At 62.4% G+C, this 20,113-nt stretch carries 21 protein-coding genes; 10 read left to right on the forward strand and 11 right to left on the reverse strand.

Going from position 1 to position 20,113, the window contains the following annotated elements:
- Positions 1-49 precede the first annotated feature (49 nt).
- Positions 50-1,042, forward strand: a complete 993-nt coding sequence (locus tag BLU39_RS20755) for a S41 family peptidase (protein ID WP_092716411.1) — start codon at positions 50-52, stop codon at positions 1,040-1,042.
- A gap of 10 nt (positions 1,043-1,052) precedes the next feature.
- Here the strand turns inward: BLU39_RS20755 and BLU39_RS20760 are convergent, their stop codons facing one another.
- Positions 1,053-2,321, reverse strand: coding sequence for a PepSY-associated TM helix domain-containing protein (locus BLU39_RS20760; protein ID WP_092716661.1), 1,269 nt, complete (start codon positions 2,319-2,321; stop codon positions 1,053-1,055).
- 237 nt (positions 2,322-2,558) lie between these two features.
- On the opposite strand from BLU39_RS20760, the gene BLU39_RS20765 reads away from it, so the two are divergent.
- From BLU39_RS20765 to BLU39_RS20785, 5 genes are all read left to right on the forward strand, one after another.
- Positions 2,559-3,389: an alpha/beta fold hydrolase gene (locus BLU39_RS20765; protein WP_092716413.1), complete on the forward strand. Its 831-nt coding sequence runs from the start codon at positions 2,559-2,561 to the stop codon at positions 3,387-3,389.
- Between the two features lie 11 nt (positions 3,390-3,400).
- A complete protein-coding gene (locus tag BLU39_RS20770) occupies positions 3,401-4,936 on the forward strand; it encodes a hybrid sensor histidine kinase/response regulator (RefSeq protein ID WP_254789027.1) in 1,536 nt (511 codons plus the stop codon).
- Between the two features lie 25 nt (positions 4,937-4,961).
- A complete protein-coding gene (locus BLU39_RS20775; protein WP_092716417.1) occupies positions 4,962-5,507 on the forward strand; it encodes a hypothetical protein in 546 nt (181 codons plus the stop codon).
- Positions 5,504-5,908, forward strand: coding sequence for a hypothetical protein (locus tag BLU39_RS20780; protein ID WP_092716419.1), 405 nt, complete (start codon positions 5,504-5,506; stop codon positions 5,906-5,908). The genes BLU39_RS20775 and BLU39_RS20780 overlap by 4 nt, the downstream gene beginning before the upstream one ends.
- Before the next feature lie 64 nt (positions 5,909-5,972).
- A complete protein-coding gene (locus BLU39_RS20785) occupies positions 5,973-6,671 on the forward strand; it encodes an aspartate/glutamate racemase family protein (protein ID WP_175539374.1) in 699 nt (232 codons plus the stop codon).
- A 101-nt stretch (positions 6,672-6,772) separates the two neighbouring features.
- Here the strand turns inward: BLU39_RS20785 and BLU39_RS20790 are convergent, their stop codons facing one another.
- From BLU39_RS20790 to BLU39_RS20805, 5 genes are all read right to left on the reverse strand, one after another.
- A complete protein-coding gene (locus tag BLU39_RS20790) occupies positions 6,773-7,612 on the reverse strand; it encodes a DUF3037 domain-containing protein (RefSeq protein WP_175539375.1) in 840 nt (279 codons plus the stop codon).
- Complete coding sequence (locus BLU39_RS28350) at positions 7,609-8,349, reverse strand: HipA family kinase (protein ID WP_139178416.1); 741 nt, start codon at positions 8,347-8,349, stop codon at positions 7,609-7,611. The genes BLU39_RS20790 and BLU39_RS28350 overlap by 4 nt, the downstream gene beginning before the upstream one ends.
- A 168-nt stretch (positions 8,350-8,517) precedes the next feature.
- Entirely contained in the window at positions 8,518-9,735 is a 1,218-nt protein-coding gene (locus tag BLU39_RS20795) for an MFS transporter (RefSeq protein ID WP_092716427.1), read from the reverse strand.
- Positions 9,736-10,029: 294 nt separating this feature from the next.
- Positions 10,030-10,446, reverse strand: coding sequence for an SRPBCC family protein (locus BLU39_RS20800; RefSeq protein ID WP_092716429.1), 417 nt, complete (start codon positions 10,444-10,446; stop codon positions 10,030-10,032).
- Between the two features lie 21 nt (positions 10,447-10,467).
- Entirely contained in the window at positions 10,468-11,484 is a 1,017-nt protein-coding gene (locus BLU39_RS20805; protein WP_092716432.1) for an aldo/keto reductase, read from the reverse strand.
- Positions 11,485-11,586: 102 nt separating this feature from the next.
- Here BLU39_RS20805 and BLU39_RS20810 point away from each other — a divergent pair, with 102 nt between their 5' ends.
- Together BLU39_RS20810 and BLU39_RS20815 are read left to right on the forward strand one after the other, a co-directional pair.
- The gene (locus BLU39_RS20810; protein WP_092716434.1) at positions 11,587-12,510 is read left to right on the forward strand and encodes a LysR substrate-binding domain-containing protein; all 924 of its coding nucleotides are present in this window, start codon (positions 11,587-11,589) and stop codon (positions 12,508-12,510) included.
- 30 nt (positions 12,511-12,540) lie between these two features.
- Entirely contained in the window at positions 12,541-12,999 is a 459-nt protein-coding gene (locus tag BLU39_RS20815) for a DUF421 domain-containing protein (RefSeq protein ID WP_092716663.1), read from the forward strand.
- A 33-nt stretch (positions 13,000-13,032) separates the two neighbouring features.
- Here BLU39_RS20815 and BLU39_RS20820 read toward each other — a convergent pair whose 3' ends face one another.
- The 3 genes from BLU39_RS20820 to BLU39_RS20830 form a co-directional block, all read right to left on the reverse strand.
- Entirely contained in the window at positions 13,033-13,506 is a 474-nt protein-coding gene (locus tag BLU39_RS20820; RefSeq protein WP_092716436.1) for a DUF6328 family protein, read from the reverse strand.
- Positions 13,507-13,593: 87 nt separating this feature from the next.
- A complete protein-coding gene (locus BLU39_RS20825) occupies positions 13,594-14,301 on the reverse strand; it encodes a hypothetical protein (RefSeq protein ID WP_092716438.1) in 708 nt (235 codons plus the stop codon).
- 109 nt (positions 14,302-14,410) lie between these two features.
- Positions 14,411-14,623, reverse strand: a complete 213-nt coding sequence (locus BLU39_RS20830; protein WP_034751103.1) for a hypothetical protein — start codon at positions 14,621-14,623, stop codon at positions 14,411-14,413.
- 260 nt (positions 14,624-14,883) lie between these two features.
- On the opposite strand from BLU39_RS20830, the gene BLU39_RS20835 reads away from it, so the two are divergent.
- Positions 14,884-15,303 (forward strand): YidB family protein, encoded by a 420-nt coding sequence (locus BLU39_RS20835; RefSeq protein WP_092716440.1) that lies wholly within the window; start codon positions 14,884-14,886, stop codon positions 15,301-15,303.
- Positions 15,304-15,355: 52 nt separating this feature from the next.
- Here BLU39_RS20835 and BLU39_RS20840 read toward each other — a convergent pair whose 3' ends face one another.
- Both BLU39_RS20840 and BLU39_RS20845 read right to left on the reverse strand, forming a co-directional pair.
- Positions 15,356-16,393, reverse strand: a complete 1,038-nt coding sequence (locus BLU39_RS20840; protein ID WP_232731065.1) for a LacI family DNA-binding transcriptional regulator — start codon at positions 16,391-16,393, stop codon at positions 15,356-15,358.
- Positions 16,394-16,631: 238 nt separating this feature from the next.
- Positions 16,632-18,683, reverse strand: coding sequence for an Ig-like domain-containing protein (locus BLU39_RS20845; RefSeq protein ID WP_092716445.1), 2,052 nt, complete (start codon positions 18,681-18,683; stop codon positions 16,632-16,634).
- Positions 18,684-18,862: 179 nt separating this feature from the next.
- Between BLU39_RS20845 and BLU39_RS20850 the strand changes: the two genes are divergently transcribed.
- A complete protein-coding gene (locus tag BLU39_RS20850; RefSeq protein ID WP_092716447.1) occupies positions 18,863-20,113 on the forward strand; it encodes an Hsp70 family protein in 1,251 nt (416 codons plus the stop codon).

Consider the following 20,113-nt stretch of genomic DNA (forward strand, 5'->3'; position numbering starts at 1 on the left):
CACATCCTTCGGAGCTGCCATCCCACTGTCCCGTTCAGCCGCAGCAGCCTTGCTCGCTTTTGCCATGTCATGCGGGACTGTGCAGGCGGAAGCGCCCGTTCTCGATGCCGCGTTGCGGGGGCAACTGGTTGACACCTTGCGCCAACAGCTTACTGATTACTATGTGTTTCCAGAGGTGGCAGTGAGGATCAATGCGGCGCTGCGCGCCAGGCAGCGCGATGGCGGCTATGACGGCATCACCGATGCGAAGGTCTTTGCCAACGTGTTGACTGCCGACTTGCACACTTTCGGCCAAGACAAGCACTTGCGCGTGACTGCCAGCGATACCCTGCTGCCGCACAACGCGGCCACGTCGCCGGAACAACAGGACGAGATGCGCCGGCAGATGGCCGCGCGCGGCTATGGCGTCGCCAGGGTCGAGACCCTCGCTGGCAATGTCGGCTACCTGGACTTGCAAGGATTCTTCCGCCTCAAGGACGCGGCGCCCGCGATTGCCGAGGCGATGACCCGGCTGGCAGACAGCGATGCGCTGATATTCGATATGCGATCTAACGGCGGTGGCGACCCGGCCGGCGTTGCCTTCCTGAGCAGCTATCTGTTCGATCAGCGTACCCATTTGAATGATCTGTATTGGCGTGAAGGCAAGCGCACGGAGCAGTTTTGGACCGATACCGGTGTGCCGGGCAAGCGCTACGGCCAGCACAAGCCCGTCTACGTGTTGACGGGGCCGCGTACTTTCTCCGGCGCGGAAGAATTCAGCTACAACCTGCAGCAGCTTAAGCGCGCGACCTTGGTGGGCGAGATGACTGGCGGCGGCGCCAATCCCGGCCGCATGCGTGAACTGGGTCCGCATTTTGCCGTCTTCATCCCGAACGGGCGCGCCATCAATCCGATCAGCAAAAGCAATTGGGAAGGCATTGGCGTGACGCCCGATATCGGGGTGCCGGCCAGCGAGGCGCTGGAAAAGGCCCATCAATTGGCACTGGAACGATTGGCGGCGGCACGCGCCAGTCTGCGGCAGGGGGCAAAGCCGGGGAATTAACGCCGTAGCGTTATGATTGGGTGCCCACGGTCTTCAATTTATGCGCCTGCAGCCGGCGCGCACGACGTTTTCTTTCCCAGATAACGATACCCGTCACCGACAGCATCGCCACCATCACGCCCATGAAGGACATCAGAATGCGCCCCGGCAGGCCGAGGATGCGGCCCGAGTGCAAGGGGAATTGCAGTTGCACGAAGACGTCGGCCGCCGTGCCTTCCCATGGCTTGTGCTGGCCGATGATGCTGCCGTCCATGCCGTCGACGTAGAGGTTCGACAAAGCCATGCCGGCCGCGCCGAATTCATCGGCCGGATCAAAAAACGAGACGTTATAAAACGAGTAATTTCCGCCATAATAAATGCCGCCGATGGGGGCCGTGATGCCACGCTGTACGGCTTGCTTTTTTGCGATGGCCGCGGCTTGCTCGAAGCCGATCGCTGGCGTGATATACGTGCCGTACGGCGCCGGCGTCTGCGTTTCGTACGGACCCGGCGTGGTGGTGGAGACGAGCGACATGACGGGATAGAACACTTCGCGGTACAGGTTCAACGAAAACGACGTGAACGCGACGACGATGATGATGGCCCACACCCACAGGCCGCCCGCGCGGTGCAGATCGAAGTTGAGCTTGTAGCCACCGGCCGCCCAGCGCACGACCCATGACGGTTTCCACCGCTGCCACCAGCTGGCGGCGTCGCGGTGGCGCGGCGCCTCGTCGTGTGCCCGCAGACGCAAGCGGCGCGGCGTGGTCAGATAGAACGCCACCATGCTGTCGAGCAGCCAGATGAGGGCCACCGTGCCCATCAGCCAGTAGCCCCAGCGGTCCGTGCCCCAGAAGGCGGGCACGTGCAGGCTGTAGTGCAGGTGGCGCAAGAACGGCATCAGGCTGCGGCGCGACAGGGAAATGGCCGTCGAATCGCGCGTGCCCGTGATGCGCGCCGTGACGGGATCGATGTAGACGGTGTTGTAGTCGAGCACGAACGGCTTGTTCGTGGCCGGATCGGTGAGCGGACGCACCATGAAGGCGGCCGCATGGCCTTCTTCCAGGCCCAGGGTCATGTAATTGACTTCCACGCGCGGGTCGGCGGCGGCCACTTTTTGCGCCAGGACGAACGGCGGCTGCAGGGGGCCGCGGCCCGGCGTTTTCATGATGTCGGCGTTCAGCCATTCGTCCAGTTCGTGGTCCCACGACGTGACGGCGCCCGTGAGGCCCGCAACGATGAGGAAGAGGGCGATGGTCAGGCCGGCCCAGCGGTGTATGACAGTCCAGAAAGCGCGCATGCGGTACAAACCTTCAACATGAAACCGGCTTGTTGCCGCCAGCGTACGCCCTGTCGGCGCACAGTAAGAACCAGGCACAAGCCTGGTATTATGATAATGGGAATCGTTCTCATTATCCGCCGTGGCGTGGCGTTTGTCCAGCGCCATTGGTGTTGTCCAGAGTCAAATAGCGCATGTTAAGATGCTAGCAAGAAGTTAATTTACATTCCACATGGAAATATTCAAGGCTGAAGCAGTATGCACATAGAAGATCGGAACAATGTCCGCGTGAGCGAACGCAGCGGTGCGTCGACGGCGGACGCGGCTGCCACCATGGTGTTCATGCATGGCTTTGGCTGCGATCAAACCATGTGGCGCTATCTGGAACCGCTGTTTCGTCCCCACTATCGCACCGTGCTGTTCGACCTGGTCGGCAGCGGCGCTTCCGACCTCGGCGCCTATGATTTCGATCGCTATGCGCGGCTCGATGCGCATGGCGCCGATTTGCGCCGGGTCATCCATGCCGTCGGTGGCGGTCCCGTCATTTGCGTCGGCCATTCCGTCAGCGCCATGAGCGCCTTGCTGGCCACGATCGCCGAGCCGGACTTGTTCGCCGCGCAAGTCATGCTGGCGCCGTCGCCGTGCTATGTCGACGATGCGGCGGCCGGCTACCGGGGCGGCTTCAGCCGTGCCGATATCGACGACTTGCTCGATGCCATGGACGCCAATTACCTGGGCTGGTCCGCCGGCATGGCGCCTGCCATCATGGGGGCGCCCGGGCAGCCGGCGCTGGGAGACGAGCTGGTGAACAGTTTTTGTCGCACGGATCCGGCCATCGCCCGGCATTTCGCGCAAGCCACGTTCTTATCCGATCACCGCGCCGTCTTGCCGCGCAACAGCACGCCAGCCCTGATCGTGCAATGCAGCGACGACTTCATCGCGCCGCCGTCCGTGGGCGAGTACTTGCGCGAGATGCTGCCGCGCAGCAGCCTGCACGTGGTCGAGAATGTCGGCCATTGCCCGCACATGAGTGTGCCCGACACCAGCTACCGCGCCATCCGCCGCTTTCTCGACAGCTTGCACCTGTAATGCGCGACACGATGCCTTCCTTGCCTGATACCAATACCTTGTTCCAGCACGCGGCCTGCGGCTTGCTGCTGTGCACGGCCGACGGCACCATCGTGCAGGCGAACGCCACCTTTTGCGGCTGGCTCGGCTATGCTGCCGCGGAAGTGCTGGGGAAAAAGAAACTGCAGGACTTGCTGACCATCGGCGGTCGCGTATTCCACCAGACGCACTGGCTGCCCTTGATGCAGGTGCAGGGCAGCGTGTCGGAAATCCTGCTCGACATGCGCCAGCGCCAGGGGCAGTCCATTCCTATGCTGTTCAACGCCGTGCGCCGCGTGCACGAGGGCGTGCGTTATGACGAGATCGCCGTCTTTGTCGCCAGCGACCGGCGCAAATACGAGCAGCAGCTGCAGCTGGCGCGCAAGGAGGCGGGCGAACTCAACGAACAGCTGGCGGCCGCCGACCGGCGCAAGGACGCGTTCCTGGCCACCCTGGCGCACGAGCTGCGCAATCCGCTGGCGCCCATGCGCAACGTGCTGGAAGTGTTGCGCCTGGCGCAGCTGGACGACCCGCAGCTGCGCTGGGCGCGCGACGTGCTGGGCCGGCAAGTGGCGCACATGACGCACCTGGTCGACGACTTGATGGAAGTGTCGCGCATCACGCAGGGACGCCTGGAACTGCGCCGCGCCAGCGTGGAGCTGGCCCCCGTGGTGGAAGCGGCCCTGCACAGCGTGGCGGAGCTGGCCGCGCAATCGGGCCACGCGGTGCACGTGGAGCAATGGCCGCAAGCCATCTGGCTCGACGCCGATGCCACGCGCCTGGGGCAAATGATCGCCAACCTGCTGACCAACGCCGTCAAGTACACGCCCGCCAACGGCGTCGTCGGGCTGGAAGTGGCATGCAGGGAAAACGACGTGCACATTACCGTGCGCGATTCGGGCATCGGCATCGCGCCCGAGCACCTGGACACGGTGTTCGACATGTTTTCGCAGCTGGAACCGGCCCTGTCGCGGGCACAGGGAGGCCTGGGCATCGGCCTGTCGCTGGTGCGCGGCCTGGCTGAATTGCATGGCGGCAGCATCAGCGCGCACAGCGATGGCGTAGGGCTGGGCAGCACCTTCACCTTGCGCCTGCCGCTGCCCGCCGTGCCGCTGCAAGCGCCGCCCGAGCCCAACCGCCGCCTGCTGGCCGGCACGCGCGAGGGCAAGGTGCTGGTCATCGACGACAGCGCCGACGCGGCCGAAAGCCTGGCACTGGCGCTCGACATCCTCGGCTATGAAGTGCGCACGGCCTACGACGGCCCGGCCGGCATGGCGGCGGCAAAAAGTTTCATGCCACGAGTCATCTTGCTCGACATCGGCTTGCCGGACATGAATGGCTACGACGTGGCGCGGCTGTTGCGTAGTGAACCCTGCGGCCAGGACGCCATCCTCGTGGCCGTCACGGGCTGGGGCCAGGACAAGGACCGCCAGATGGCATCCGATGCGGGCTTCGATCTGCACCTGACCAAGCCTGTGGATTTTTACGAGCTTGATGCGGTGCTGCAAAAGATGCTGCAGGCGGAGTGAGGATGGCATCAGCAAAATGAAAGACATGGAACAACTGACAGAATTGGAACTCGCCGTTTTCCAGCTGCAGATGGGTTTCGCCCCGGCGGACCGCTGCGTGGATTGGGCCGTGGAGCGCTTGCGCCTGGACCAGGAAGGTGACGACCTCGAGGTCGTGCTGCTGGCCAGCGCCCGGGGTATTGATGAGGTGCTGCCGCTGGCCGACGTGATCATCGAGCGCTACGGGGGCGCGCAGCGGCTCGATCAGCAATTTCTGGCTGGCAAATACATTGTCGAGTTGCGCGCAGCTTATCTGGCAGGGCGCGAAAGCGTGTCGTCGCTCGATGCCATCTTGACCCGCTTGTACCCGGCGCTAGCCTATCCCGGCTGGCTGACGATGCTGAGCCGCAATTGCGAATACGCGATGGACGTGGCCGATTTCGAACAGCCGTTCGAGGATGAATTCCACTATGTCGCCAGCCTGTGGGCGCAGGCGGAGAGCCTGGCCGCGTTCGAGAGCGCCTACAGCCGCGAGACGTCGAACCGGCATGATGCGACCGGCGCGTCAGGAGGGCATCTGACAGTCCCATGAAGAAGATCGATATTTTTGTCTGTGCCGAATCCGAGATGCGCGCATGTGCCAGCTGGCAGGATGCCTTCGACTCCTTTCCCGTCACCGGCATCACCTTGCCAGGGAAACTGGATTTTGCGTCGCTGGGGCAATTGCTGACGCACTCGACGGCGCCTTTCCTCAGGCCCGTGCCTATTCATGGGCGCTATATGTACGTGTTCAGTACTGCAATAGGGCAGGCGCTCGACCGGATAGCGGCCGATGACCTGGCCGATATCGCGGTGGCGTGGGCGCAAACCGCGCCATGGGCTGGGCTGGACGTCAATCCCGTCGATCTGGCAGGATTCCTGATGGAGTTGAAAGCGAACTGGCATCGGTCCGCCACGCCGGATAAGGCCTTGTTTCTGTGGCTGGACGCTTGATGGCAAGTGCATGGCCGGGCTTGGCCATCGTATAATTTACGCAACTCATTTCGCCGGGCATAACGTGCAACATAAAACCATAGGGCTCCTCGGCGGCATCGGCTGGGCGTCCACCCTGGAATACTATCGCTTGCTCAATGAGATGCTGGTGGCGCGCCTCGGCCCCGCGCATAGCGCACGCATCATGCTGGTCAGCATGGATCAGGCCGACTTCGTTGCGCACGCGGCGCAGGCCGATTCCCACGCCATCGAGCAATTTCTTGTCCAGGAAGGGCGGCGCCTGCAAGGCATGGGCGCGGATTTTTTCCTGCTGTGCGCGAATGGCGCGCACCGTTTCGCACCGGCCGTCGTGCCGCGGATCGGCTTGCCTTTCATCAGCATCGTCGAGGAAACGGCGAAGCGGGTGCGGCAGTCCGCCGTACGCAAGGTCGGCTTGCTGGGCGTCAAGCAAACGATGACGGGACGCTTTTATCACGATGCGCTGGAGCAGCGCGGCATCGCCACGGTGACGCCCGATGCGGCGGACCAGGAAGTCGTCCACGACATTATCTACACGGAACTGGTACAGAATATTGTTACCGATGCCAGCCGGAACATCTTCCTGGGCATCATCGAGAAACTGCGGCTGCAAGGTGTGCAGGGCGTGATTCTGGGCTGCACGGAGATACCGCTGCTGATCCAGCAGGGCGATGTGGACTTGCCGCTGTTTAATACCACGGCCATTCATTGCGAGGCGGCGGTGGCGTTTGCCATCGCAGAGTAGGGCGCCTGTCAATCTGTATGCTACGGATAGTGACCCTGGCCATTCACGGGCACTTTGAACGGTACTCCCACCTTCAAGATCGCTACTATGATCAGATATAGTCAGTTTCGGTCCGTAGCGAACTTGAGAATTTGGCGTTCATCGTCCGCCGCCACTACCTGTACATTTTCCGCCAGCAAATCTTGCATAATTTCTTGGAATGCATGATAGGGCTTGGTGTTGGCTGCCGGTTGAGTGACCGGGAACAACACTTTTGGTGGTAATGCATTGCGTTTGCGTAGGCGCCGGACTTTGTCAACCCATTGACCGCCATGTGTAAGGATCTTGGTGCTATCGCCTTGGGCAAGATAGAGCGGCTTGATCACTCGTTCAGCTTTGCCTTCAACCATATCGACAAAGGGGAAGTTTACGGCGAAATCTTCCGTACCAACCTTTTCACGTTGATATCGTGCTCCGACTTGCGCGTTGAAGAGGAGCTTGCGAACATTGTTTTCCAATAAGCGCTCTTGATATTCTTTGGTGACAAAGTTGCGTTCGACATAGTGATCAAATAGCTGCAGAAGTTTGGCTTTTGGATCCTCCGCCATAACGACGCGTTGATCGGCAAACTGCAGCATGGCTTCCCGTGGGCGAACCACTTCAGCAAACAGATTTCTTGCGAGTACTACGTCAGGCTGTATTTTTCGTCCATCCAATGCCAGACGCCGAAGCTCTAGAGCGAAGCGATCCATCTCCTCTTTAAAAAGTTGGCGGCCATCCAAGTAGATTTGACGGTCAAGCTGATGAAAAAACTGTGTGATACGGGCATACCGTTTTAGTATGCGGAAGCCAAAGAAGCGCGCTTCGGGTGCGATCAGCGCAATGCCGACGTTGGCAAACTCTCCGGTTTCGACAAACGGGCGAAATCGCAAAAGAGCGTATTGGCAGGCGAACTTTTTCATGGGGTATTCCAAAAATCTTCTCGGCGGCACCGTTGCAGACATGCTTCGATTTCATCCCACGTCACATTTGCCGGGACGCCCTCATCAACATACCACCAAGAGTCAGGTATGTTAGCACGGATATCCGCTAATTTTGGCAAAATTGCCTCTAACTTCCTTGCGTAGTGTTCGCGTTGAAAATGGTCGCTAAAAATGTTATTCCACCTGCTCGAAAACACATGCGTTTTCAGGAAGTTGCGCGGGTCGAAGTACCGGTCAAAGGCTTGGTTATGGTCGATCACGACCAGTGCTGAATTCTGCATGTCCCACAGCAGGTTAGGATTGCCGCCGCGTGTAGTTAAATGACGATCTTCGTTATGCAACCACCAGTCGAAAACCAACACATCGCTTGCCACTTGATCTGGCACAAGGTCTCGTGTGATCGCTGTCAGCTCTTGTGGATGAGGAAGCTCTTTCGACGCAAAGACTATTCCACTACCGAGTTGGCTAATATTTGGAAATGCATTTGCCTCAATGAGCTCCTCAGCTACTTCGGCCAATGCATATTCCGCGATTGGAAGGCCAAATTCCGTCGCCAGCTGCGCCGAAACCCACTCACAAATCTGGCTTCGCCGACCAGCTCCCTTGCCTTTGATAAAGTAAATTGCTCCGTCGTCGCCTCGGCAAATAAACGGCTCGGTTATGCCTTGCTGTGCTCGTCCGAGAACCTCGTCAATGAAGATGGTAGCTGCCTTCACAGATGACAGCTTTCAGATTTGTACCAGGCGATGATTGCTTTGTTCATGGCTTGCACGCTTCATCATGTAAAGAAATCGGATACACAGGAATTGCGGGATCTGATCTTTATCCATGATATAGGAAATGATAACTATGCAAAGAAAATTATCATCCCTATGACGCAAGCATCAAGCCGGCTGCGCGCCGCCCAGATTCCGGCTGCGGTTTTCCACCAGCACAGATATACCGAGCACGACGATGCCGCCGCAGGCCAGCATGGCGCCGACCCAGCCCGTCGAGCGCAAGCCCATGCCCATGGCGATGGCGATGCCGCCGGCCCAGGCGCCCAGGGCGTTGGCGATGTTGAAGGCGGAATGGTTGAGGGCGGCGGCCACGGTTTGCGCGTCGCCGGCCACGTCCATCAAACGCGTCTGCACGGCGGGAGCGACGGCGATGCCGGCGCCGATGGCGAACAGGTTGATGGCCGTCAGCCAGACATTGCTGCTGGTATAGGTAAACGCGGCCAGGGCGGCCACGTTCCACAGCAGCACGCCGAAGATCGTCCACAGGCGCGAACGGTCGGCCAGCCAGCCGCCGATCAGGTTACCCACGGTCATGCCGACGCCGATGATGGCCAGCAGGATGGAAATGACGAGGGGCGACACTTTCGTGATTTCCAGCAAGGTTGGCGTAATAAACGTGTAGACGGCGAACATGCCGCCGAAGCCGATGGCCACCATCAGCAGGGTCAGCCACACTTGCAGGCGGCGGAACACGCCCAGTTCGCGGCGTGGACTCGAGTCGCCGGCGGCGACCATGGGCACGAAGATGCGCACCATCAGCATGGTCAGCAAGCCCAGCGCGGCGACGAGCAAAAAGGCCGAGCGCCAGCCCAGGGTCTGGCCGATATACGTGGCCAGCGGCACGCCGAAGATATTGGCCACCGTCAAGCCCATCAGGACGCGGGCCACGGCCTGGCCCCGCTTGTCCGGTTCGGCCAGGGCGGCCGCCACCAGCGCTGCCACGCCGAAATAGGCGCCGTGCGGAATGCCGGCGATGAAGCGGGCGACGACCAGCAAGCCATAGTTGGGGGCGATGGCGCTGAGCAGGTTACCGCCCGCGAACATCAGCATCAGGCACATCAGCATCAGCCGGCGCGGCATGCGGGCCAGGAAGATCGTGATCAGGGGCGCGCCGATGACCACGCCCAGCGCGTAGGCGCTGATCATGTGGCTCATCTGCGGCAAGGTCGTGCCCAGGTCGTCGGCCACCACGGGCAGGATGCTCATGGAGGCGAATTCGCCCGTGCCGATGGCGAGGCCGCCGATGGCCAGGGCCAGGTCGGCATAACCAGCGCCAAAAGGCGCGGTGACGCGCGGAATCAATGGGTCTATGGATGCGTGCATGTTCTTGTTAGCTGGGTAAGGAATGACAGGGTGGTGAGGCGTGCTGTGGCCCGGCCGGAAGCGGCAATGCGCCGCCAGAGTCGACGGCTGGCCCGTATTTTCGGGCTATAAGAGCTGCCCAAAGACAACATTGTAAAAGATTCGGGCAAGCTCTGCTGGGCGATAGCTGAAATCTGCTGCACTGCACACAACCGCGATTGCTCTTGTTGTTAACGATAACACGGAATCTGCGCGATTCCGCCACAGAGCAGGCGAAGAAACGCTGGCTGTGGCGGAAATGGTCTTCGCGGCTTATTACTTCGTCAATGATTGCTGCAGCGCTTCCAGTCCAGCCACGTAGATGCCGTGGAACAGCTCCGTCACTTCCTGCTCGCTCACGCCCACCGGCGTGAAGCGGCCCGACCAGGTGACGCGGGCCCCATCGCTGCCGGGAATCGCGCTCACTTGCAGGGTGGACAAATAATCGGTGGCGGGAAATGGCGCCAGCAGAATGGAATAGCTGTAGCTGCGCGCCGCATTGTCGTACGCTTCCAGTTGCTCGACGATGACGTCGCCGGCCGGGTTGGCCAGGTGGCGGATGCGGCCCCCGTCGCTTAACGTGCTGCTGGGAATATAGGGCAGCCAGTCGGGCAGCGAGTTGAAGCCGCCGATCAGTTGCCACACTTGCGCCGGGGTGGCGGCGATGTCGATCGAGGTAGTGGTACGGGCCATGGTGAATTCCTTGTGTCTATATTAGAGAGTGCTGCCGGGCAGCGGAGCGAATGGCGACACCAGCTGCCCGGCGCGCATGTCTTGCCAGAAGGCGGCGGGGATGACGCTGTTCAATGCTTGCTGGTCTTCGGCCAGGCGTTCCGGACGGCTGGCGCCGGGGATCACGGCAGCCACGGCAGGGTTGGCCAGCGAGAATTGCAGGGCGGCCGCCTTCACGCTGACGCCGTGGCGCGCGGCAATCGCCTTGATGCGTTCCACCTTGGCAATGATCTCGGGCGAGGCTTTCTGGTATTCGAAATGCGCGCCGCCGGCCAGGATGCCCGAGCTGTAGGGACCGCCTACGACGATGTCGACGTTCTGTTTCGCCGCAGCAGGCATCAATCGCTGCAGCGCCCGTTCATGGTCGAGCAGGGTGTAGCGGCCCGCCAGCAGGAAGGCGTCGGGCTGGGTTTCGGCCAGTTCCAGGGTCAGTTCCAGCGGTTCCACCTTGTTCACGCCCACACCCCAGGCCTTGATCACGCCTTCTTCGCGCAAGCGGGTCAGCACGCGGAAGGCGCCTGTGCGGGCCGTTTCAAATTGGGCCAGCCAGTTGTCGCCATGGAAATCCTGGGCGATGTCGTGTACCCAGACGATGTCGAGGCGGTCCGTATCCAGGCGTTTCAAACTGTCTTCGACCGAGCGCAGGGTGGCGTCGGCCGAGTAGTCATCGACGATTTTGTTCTTGCGGCCAAATTCGAACAAGCCCCCTTTTTCGCCCAGTTCGCGGCTTGCCGGATCTTCCAGTGCGTCGAGGATCAGGCGGCCGACCTTGGTGCTCAGCACGTAATCGTCGCGGCGGCGCCGCTTCAGGGCAGCGCCCAGGCGCAGCTCGGCCAGACCGGCGCCGTAGAACGGGGCCGTATCGAAATAGCGGATGCCCGATTCCCAGGCTGCGTCGACGGTCGCCAGCGCTTCGCCTTCGGGAATGTTGCGGAACATATTGCCCAGCGGCGCCGTACCGAAACCCAGTTTGCCTGTCAGTAAGTGTTTGATACTCATGATGTTTTCCTTCAATGTGTGGATCAGTGAAGACAGAATAGCTGGACAAGTTAAGCCTGTCCAAGACATAATTTGCGCAACTTGAGTCCTGAAAGGTCTGATATGCTGGACATGCGCCAATTGCAATACTTCATCGCCGTCGCCGAGGAAGAACACGTGGGGCGGGCCGCCGAGCGCCTGCACATTTCCCAATCGCCGCTGAGCCGGCAAATCGCCCAGCTTGAAGACAGGCTGGGCCTGACATTGTTCGAGCGCAGCGCCCAGCGCATCCGTCTCACGCGCGACGGCCACACTTTCCTCGCCGAAGCGCGCGCTTTTATCACGCACGGGAATCGCCTGGAAGCGCTGGCGAAACGCCTGGGGCGCGGCGACGAAGGGGGCTTGTGCATCGGCTATATCGAGAACGCCATGCATGCGGGCGTCTTGCCCGATGGCTTGCGCGCCTTGCGCGCCACGCGGCCGCAGGTGCACATCGCCCTGTACCACCTGCATTCGGCCGAGCAAATCGAGGGCTTGCGCCAGCGCAGCCTCGATATCGCGCTGCTGTGCGAACCGCCGCTGCCGGACGACCCGGACCTCGATTGCGCGCAAGTGCTGAGCGACCCCATGCTGCTGGCCTTGCCGGAGACGCACCCGCTGGCGGCCAAGGCCGACCTCACGCCCGAGGACCTGGCAGGCGAAGAGTGGATAGCCGTGCTGCACAAGGAAAGCGTGCTGAAGCACGATAACTTCATCGCCGCCTGCGCGCGCGCCGGTTTTACGCCCGATATCCGCATGGAAGCGACGGAGCCTTTGACGGCGCTGGGCCTGGTGGCGGCCGGGCTGGGCATGGCCATGATACAGCGCAGCCTGCGCCAGCACGCGCCGGCCGGCGTGGTGGTGCGCACACTGCCGTGGTTCAGCTATCGCACGCCCTTGTGGCTGGCCTGGCACAAGGTCAACCTGCGTCCGCTGGTGGGGATTTTCCGTGTAACCTTGCTGGAGCAGGCCAGCGGTGTGGCCATGCCGGAGCAAAAAGACGTATAAATAAGGCAATCACCTGTCGGGAGGATGGCCATGTTCGATATGGATGTGCCGGTATGGGAACTGGTGGCGCGCGCCGTCGTCATCTACCTTGCCTTGCTGCTGATGGTGCGCATGACGGGCAAGCGGACGGTGGGGCAATTCACGCCGTTCGACTTGCTGGTCGTCATGCTGCTGAGCGAGGCCGTATCGAATTCCCTGTCCGGCGGCGACGACTCCGTACCCGCCGGCCTGATACTGGCATTGACCCTGATTTGCCTCAACATGCTGATCGCATGGCTGAGTTCGCGCAGCCGCAAGTTCGCCGAGCTGGTCGACGGCACGCCCGTGCTGCTGGGCCGCGATGGCCAGATTTTCGATGATGTCGTCAAAAAATGCCGGGTGGCCGGCGGCGACGTGGAGCAGGCGCTGCGCGAGGCCGATTGTCCCTTGCAGGACATGAAATGCGCGTTCTTGGAAGCGGACGGCAAGATCACCATTTTGCAAAAGTAAGCGCAAAAAGAAGTGCAAAAGCATGCGGCCTGGTCAAATCTTCTTCCTGCGCTTCCAATGCAGGGGCAGCCACCACCACATGCAAATGACGAGTGCACCGATCAGCGCGCAGGCGACGATGCCGGCGGCCTGGCCGAACACTTCCGATATCACGAGGTTGGTACCCAGGATAAACGCCATTGCCAACGACAGGGCGCCCGCCATCATGATGCGGTCGGCATTGCGCTTGAAGCGTTCGCGGTCTTGCAGGGGGCGCATGACGCGGTGCTGGATGGCCGGGGCGCTGAGCAGCACCAGGCTCGCCATGGAAAAGAAGAAGGTAGCCAGGAAGACGATCTTTTCCGCCTGCACGATTTTCGCGAAGCCGCCATTGAAGGGCAGCAGGAAGAGAAAGGCCGTCAAGGTCTGTGCGCCGGGCAAGAGGATGCGCAATTCGCTGAGCAGGTCGGACAAGTCGCCGTCCTCGCCTGGCTGGCCATCTTCATCCTGGTGTGGCGTGTGTGGCATGGGAGCGTCCTCGTGGTGGTGATGGCGCCAGTCTACGCACAAGCGACCAGGCCGACTGTGGGCGGGCGCACCTTCAGAAGTATTGTGTCAGAACCATTGCGCGTAGCGTTGGTGCAAGCGCCACAGCGGTGTCGAGACGATGGGCGTGGCGCTGTGCGAGGCGTCGTGGCCGCAATGGCCGCAACTATGGCGGCGGTGCGGCGCCAGCGCAAAGCTGCCCAGGTCCAGGTGCGGATGGCCGCAGCGGGCGCAGTCGCTGCAGTCCAGCGGCGTGCCCGCCTGCAAGGCGGCGGTGAACGCCTGGACGGCGGGCGGCGTGATGTTCAGTTGCACGACGTCGGTGGGGAACAGGCCGGGCAGGGCGCGGCAATCGATGGCCAGCGCGGCCGTGTCGCGCGCCAGCAGGGCGCCGCCGTCATTGGCCTTGGCGCGCAGTTGCAGCAAGCCATCCGTGCCAAGGCGCAAGGTCGTGGCGTGAAACTGGCTGGGGTCGAACAGCGTTGGATACAGCACATAGCCCATGGGGCTGGCGTGCTGGCGGCAACGCATCTGCCCCGTTGCCTGTCGGTCGGCCACGTCGGCCAGGGTGCCCCAGTAGCACTGGTGCGTGCGGCACCAGTGGCGCGCCGCGCCATTGCGAAATTTTCCAGCTGGCAGCAGATCGCACGCGACGATGGCGTCTTCGCCTGCGCCGGCGCGAAAGTGGCCCGTGATGTGCTGTGTGGTGACGGCAAGGTGGCCCATGCTCGCTTGCAGGGGCCAGCAGATGCCTGGCAGGGTCAGCGGCGTGGCCAATGGCGCCTCCGCGCCGCTATCGGCTTGCGAGCCGATAGCGGGCCGGAATGAAAAAGCCCGCCGACTGGGGCGGGCTGTGCTGACGGGAATGCCTGAGGCATGGCCCGGATTATTCTTCCGTATCGGCCAGGGTGACGATGGCCCGCGCCCACTTCGAGTATTTCAGGTTTGCCAGATCGCGCACGGTCTTGATATTGAACGCTTGCTTGAGCAGCTCCGCATCCTTCTCGCTCACGCCTTGCAGCGCATCGACGGGCGCATCAGCGATTTCCTTGAACGTCTTTTTTTCGTAAGCCTTGTCTACCGCTTTATTGATGTTCATGTGTTGATACTCCTCAGTAAGTGGAAAATTAATTCTACACGTTTTTGCAAACTGTCAATTTACGCTTGCAAGTTGGGCCGAACTAAATATGATGGAGGTGGATGCCTCGACAGTGGGGTTATCCATGCGTTCGCCTCGAGATTGTAATTATAGCATTTTTATTATTCATAGTATAATGATTTCCATGGCGCAGAATGGTCTGCGTTCATGCCGGACGCCGCAGTCATGCGGCACCAATCGATAGCGTTCAGGAGAATACGATGAGTTTGCTAGATCAACTTGCAGGACAGGCGATGAGCGCTTTGGGCAACAAGAGTGCTGACGGGGAAGCCCCATCGGGATTGATGGCCAGTGTGATGGACCTGGTCAACCAGCATGGCGGCTTGCCCGGCTTGCTGCAGAAATTCCAGGAAAGCGGCCTGGGCGACCAGGTGGCCAGCTGGATCGGCACCGGCGCCAATGCGCCCGTCTCCGGCGAACAGATCAAGGATGCGCTCGGTAGCGACACGATCAGCCAGATCGCGGAAAAAGCGGGCGTCGCACCGGACGCGGCCTCGGGCGGCCTGGCAGCCTTGCTGCCCCAGCTGATCGACAAGCTGACCCCCGACGGTCAGGTACCGGAAGGCAATGACCTCGTCAGCCAGGGTTTGAATATGCTCAAGGGCAAGATCTTCGGTTGATCAGACAATGCCACAACCAAAAACCTCGCAGCGATGCGAGGTTTTTTTTGTTTTAAGCGGCGGCCATCATGCCGAGACGTTGCGCCATATACGCCGGTTCACTGGTCAGCCTGGCCGTACTTCCCTCCACCAGATACGAGCAATAGCGGCGCCGTTCGGCGATGCCGCCGCGCCGTTCCATCAGTTCGCCCAGCATGGCGACGGCGTCCGTAGCCATCTTTTGCACTGGCTGGCGCAGGGTGGTGATGTCGTAGCTGAGCCAGCCCGATGCTTCCAGCGCGTCGAAACCGGCCACCGACATTTGCAGCGGCACTTCGATGCCCATCTGATGCCGCGCCGTGTCCAGGCAGCCGATGGCCATGATGTCGTTGCCGCAAATGACGGCGTCCGGCACGCGGCCCAGGCGGTCGATGACCTTGCGCAAGCCGCGTCCGCCGCTGGCGTAATCGTAGTTGCCGCTGACGACGATGGGCGCGGGCAAGCCCAGGCTCAGCAGACGGTCCAGCATGCCGGCCTTGCGCTCCTGCGCGACGGCCGAGTCGCCGGGACCGTCGATGATGGCGAACTGGCGGTGGCCCGCCTCGGCCAGGCGCGAGACGAGCAGGCGCGCCGCTTCGGCCTGGTCGCACAGCACGGCATGCACGGCGTGCTCGCGCGGGCTGCGGTTGAACAGCACCAGCGGCACGTCGCGCCGGCCGAATTCAGCCATCTGCTCGTCCGACAGGCAGGCGGCCACGACGGCGCCATCGACCTGGTATTGCCACACATCGCCCAAGACCTTGCCGATGTCCGCTTCGCGCTCGAGGGTAAACAACAGGAGACGCTTGCCCTGGCGGGCGATTTGCTGGCTCAGGTCGGACAATACTTGCGGATAGTACAGATTGGCCAGGTTGGAAATGATGACGGCCACCAGGTTCGAGCGGCGCGTGATCAGGCTGCGCGCGGCTGCATTGGGGATGTAGTCGAGGCTGATGGCCGCCTGCATGACCTTGGCGTGGGTGGCTGGCGAAACGCTGGCGCCCGGCTTGAAGCAGCGCGACACGGCCGATTGCGACACGCCGGCCAGCAGGGCCACGTCATACGAGGTCACGCGCCGATCGGCACCGGGTATGGCGCGGGTGGTGGTGCTGGATGTCCTGGCTACAGTATTCTTTTTTCGCATAGTGGTCTGGCAAGCAACCTGTCTCAAAGTATTCCTGCAGGCCCGGCCGCTTGTGGCGGCCTGGGCGGGAAAAATGAGCATAGCGAAAATATTTCCATGTGGCAAGACTGTTTTCTTATCCATGTTGCAAATAATTTGATTTAATGGCAAGTGGTATGCTTGCTCCTCAATCTGGACTGTCGCAGGGGCCGCTGCCATAAGGGCTGATGCGTCCCGGCGGGTCCACGCGGCGGGCGCTGAAATCGCTGGCCAGGGTGGGTAAGGGGAAGTCCGCCGTGGCGCTCGCTTCCGTGCCGCTCACCGTACCCCGCACAGTCAATGCGATGCGCACCCAGGAACCGAAGTTGCGCGGATAGCTGACGGTGACGGTGGCCATGCCCAGCGCGTCGCTCAGGCCGCTGGCGCTGACGGTCAGGGGAATGCCCGGGTCGAGCACGCCATTGCCGTTGCCATCGTAGGCGGCATCAAAAATACCATTGCGCAAGACGTCCTCGTTGGCGCAGCTGTAATTGGGCAGGGCCAGGCGCCAGACGCCCGTGTCGGGGAACTCGGGCTTGTCCGCTTGCCACACATAGTATCCCTTGGCATAGCGGCTGGGCCAGGCGGCGGCCGTGATGGCGACGCCGGGCACGGCGTTGCCGGCGCTGTCGGATACGAATACGGCAAAGTCCTTTTGCAGCACGCTGGCTGAATACTCGCGCAGCAGGCTGCCCGTGCCCAGCTTGATCGACAGCGCTTGCCGCGCCACCGTCAGGCGCACGAGGGCCGTGGCCGCCGCTTGCGCAGCGCCCTCGATGCGGGCCTGGATCAGTACGCCATCGCGGCCGCTGTCGGCTGCTCCCGCCACGTACTCGGCACGCGCCAGGCCGTCGCTGCCCGTCAGCACGCGGCCCGCCTGCCGCAGGTAGCCGCCGCTGGGGTCGCTCAAGATGGTAAACAGCACGGGCGCGTTCTTGACCAGGTTGTTGGCCGTGCCATCGCGCACGGCGGCGCCGATGCTGCTGATACTGGCGCTGCCGGCCGATGGCGTCATATTGGCGCGCAGCACGGCCGGCTCCGCTTGCACGGCCAATTTGCTGGCGGCGCTCAGGGGCGCGACGAATTCCAGCCGCGTCTGCGCCGAGGGGCCGCCGGCCACGGCCGCCGTGATGGTGGCCACGCCCGCGTTGGCCGATTGCACATAGCTGCGCGGCAAGTTGCCATTGCTGAACATCAAGCTGACAGGCAAGGCCTGGCTGCAGGCGCTGTCCGCAAACAGGCTGCCGCGCGAGGTCGACAGGCTGGCGCTACCCGTTTGCGCCACGCCCGCCTTGTCGTAGCGCACGTCGATGGGCTGGCACGCCAGGGTGACCACTTCCGGCAACACGTCGGCGCCGCCGGCATCCTGGCTTACGGCCGGGCTCAGGCGCAGGTCGCTGCCCGCCACGGCATACGCCTGTGTGGCGGCCGCGCCCAGCGCATTGACGGACACGGCATCCTTGCCCAGGCTGCCTGCCGTCAGGCGCAGCACCAGCTGGCCTTGCGCATTGCTGAGCGCTGCGCCGCCATCCTTGACACGCACGCCGTTGCCGGCGCCCGTGCTGTAGGCGATGGCGGCGCCGGAAACGGGTTTGCGCGCCGAGTCGCGCACGGTGACGGTGAGGTCGGCGCCCTGGCCCAGCATCAAGGCGGCGGGCCCCAGCACTTCCACGGTGCTGCCCGTGACGGCCACCGTACCCTTGCCGCTGCGCATGCCCACATTGGCCGTCACGGTGATGCTGCGGTTGCTGTTGGCGCCTCCCGTGCCCAGCAGGGCGCGCGCCTGGCCATTCTTGTCCGTCACGGCATCGACGCTGCCGAGGATGCCGGAATCGGTAGCAAAGGAAATCTTCGCGTTGGGCAAGGCGAGGTTGGCGTCATCCTTGACGAGGGCCGTGACGGCCACTTCACTGCCGGCCAGGCCCGCCGAAGCCAGTTCCGTGCTGGAAAACACGAGGTTGACGGCGCTGGCCAGGGTGGCCGGCTCGGGCGGCGTGACTGGCGGTATCACGGGCGGCGTCACCGGTGGCGTGACGGGCGGATTGAGGGGTGGCGGGCTGCCGCCGCAGCCTGCCGTGCCGTGCAGCCCGCAACCGGCGCCGGCCTGGGTATCGGCCGAACCGCCGCCGCAGCCGGCCAGGGAAACGAGGAAAGCCGCCAGCAAGGCAGCGGACAGGTGGCGCAGGGGAGCATGGGGCACGACGGGTCTCCGGGAGCTGGCCGAGTTGCTCGGCGTTAATTTCCCAAGAGTATCTTTTGCGGGCGGCTGGTACTTGATGCAAAGCAAGCTTATGCTGTTGAGCTCGTCGGACGGGTTTTGCTGGTGCAAAGCCCTGCCTTCTGATAACATAACGCCCCTTTATTCAGGGAAGGGTCGACATGGCCAATGCTTGCGGCGTCGATTTCGGCACGTCAAATTCCACGGTAGGCTGGGCGCGTCCCGGGCAGAGCACCATGCTCGGCCTGGAAGATGGCAAGACGACCTTACCGTCCGTCGTCTTCTTCAATGCGGAAGACGAGGAAGTCAGTTTTGGCCGCGCGGCGCTGGCCGGCTATCTGGCCGGTTACGAGGGGCGCTTGATGCGCTCGCTGAAAAGCTTGCTGGGTACCAGTCTCATCGATGGCCAGACGGAAGTGGGCGGCCGCGCGCTGCCGTTCCGTATGCTGTTGGCGCAATTCATTGGCGAAGTGAAACGCCGCGCCGAGCAGTCCGCCGGCCGCGAATTCTCGTCCGCCGTGTTCGGCCGTCCCGTCTTCTTTATCGATGACAATGTGCAAGCCGACCAGCTGGCGCAAGACACGTTGGCCGAAGTGGCCCGTTCCGTCGGCTTCAAGGACGTCGCCTTCCAGTTCGAGCCGATCGCCGCCGCCTTCGACTACGAGTCGCAGATAACCAAGGAAGAGCTGGTGCTGATCGCCGACATCGGCGGCGGCACCTCCGACTTTTCGCTGGTGCGCTTGTCGCCGGAACGGGCGAAAAAGGCCGAGCGCCGTGACGATATCCTCGCCACCGGCGGCGTGCACATCGGTGGCACGGACTTCGATAAATACCTGAGCCTGTCTTCCGTCATGCCGCTGCTCGGCTATGGCAGCCGCCTGCACAATAATAGCGAAGTGCCGTCCAGCTATTATTTCAACCTGGCGACCTGGCATACCATCAACCTGGCCTACACGAAGAAGATCTGGGTGCAACTGGCCGACGTGTGCCGCGATGCGCGCGAGCAAGACAAGATGGGGCGTCTGCAAAAGCTGATCGACGAGCGCGCCGGCCACTGGCTGGCCATGAAAGTGGAAGAGGGCAAGATCGCCCTGTCCGATGCGGCCGAAGTGCAGCTGGAACTGGACCGCTTGTCGCCCGCGCAAAGCCTGCTGCTCAAACGCGCGCAGTTCGACGAGGCCATTGGCCACCTGTGCGGTTCCGTGGAAGACACCGTGTTGCGTTTGCTGCGCGACGCGGGCGTGGCGCCGGAAGCCGTCGACACCGTCTTCTTTACGGGCGGCTCCAGCGGCGTGCGCTTGCTGCGTGAAAAGATCGCGGCCCTGGTGCCGGCCGCGCGCAAGGTCGAAGGCGACTTGTTCGGCAGTATTGGTGCCGGCTTGGCGCTGGACGCCGTGCGCAAGTTCGGCTAA

Origin of the sequence: Janthinobacterium sp. OK676 (assembly GCF_900103595.1) — a bacterium.
GTDB lineage: Bacteria > Pseudomonadota > Gammaproteobacteria > Burkholderiales > Burkholderiaceae_D > Janthinobacterium.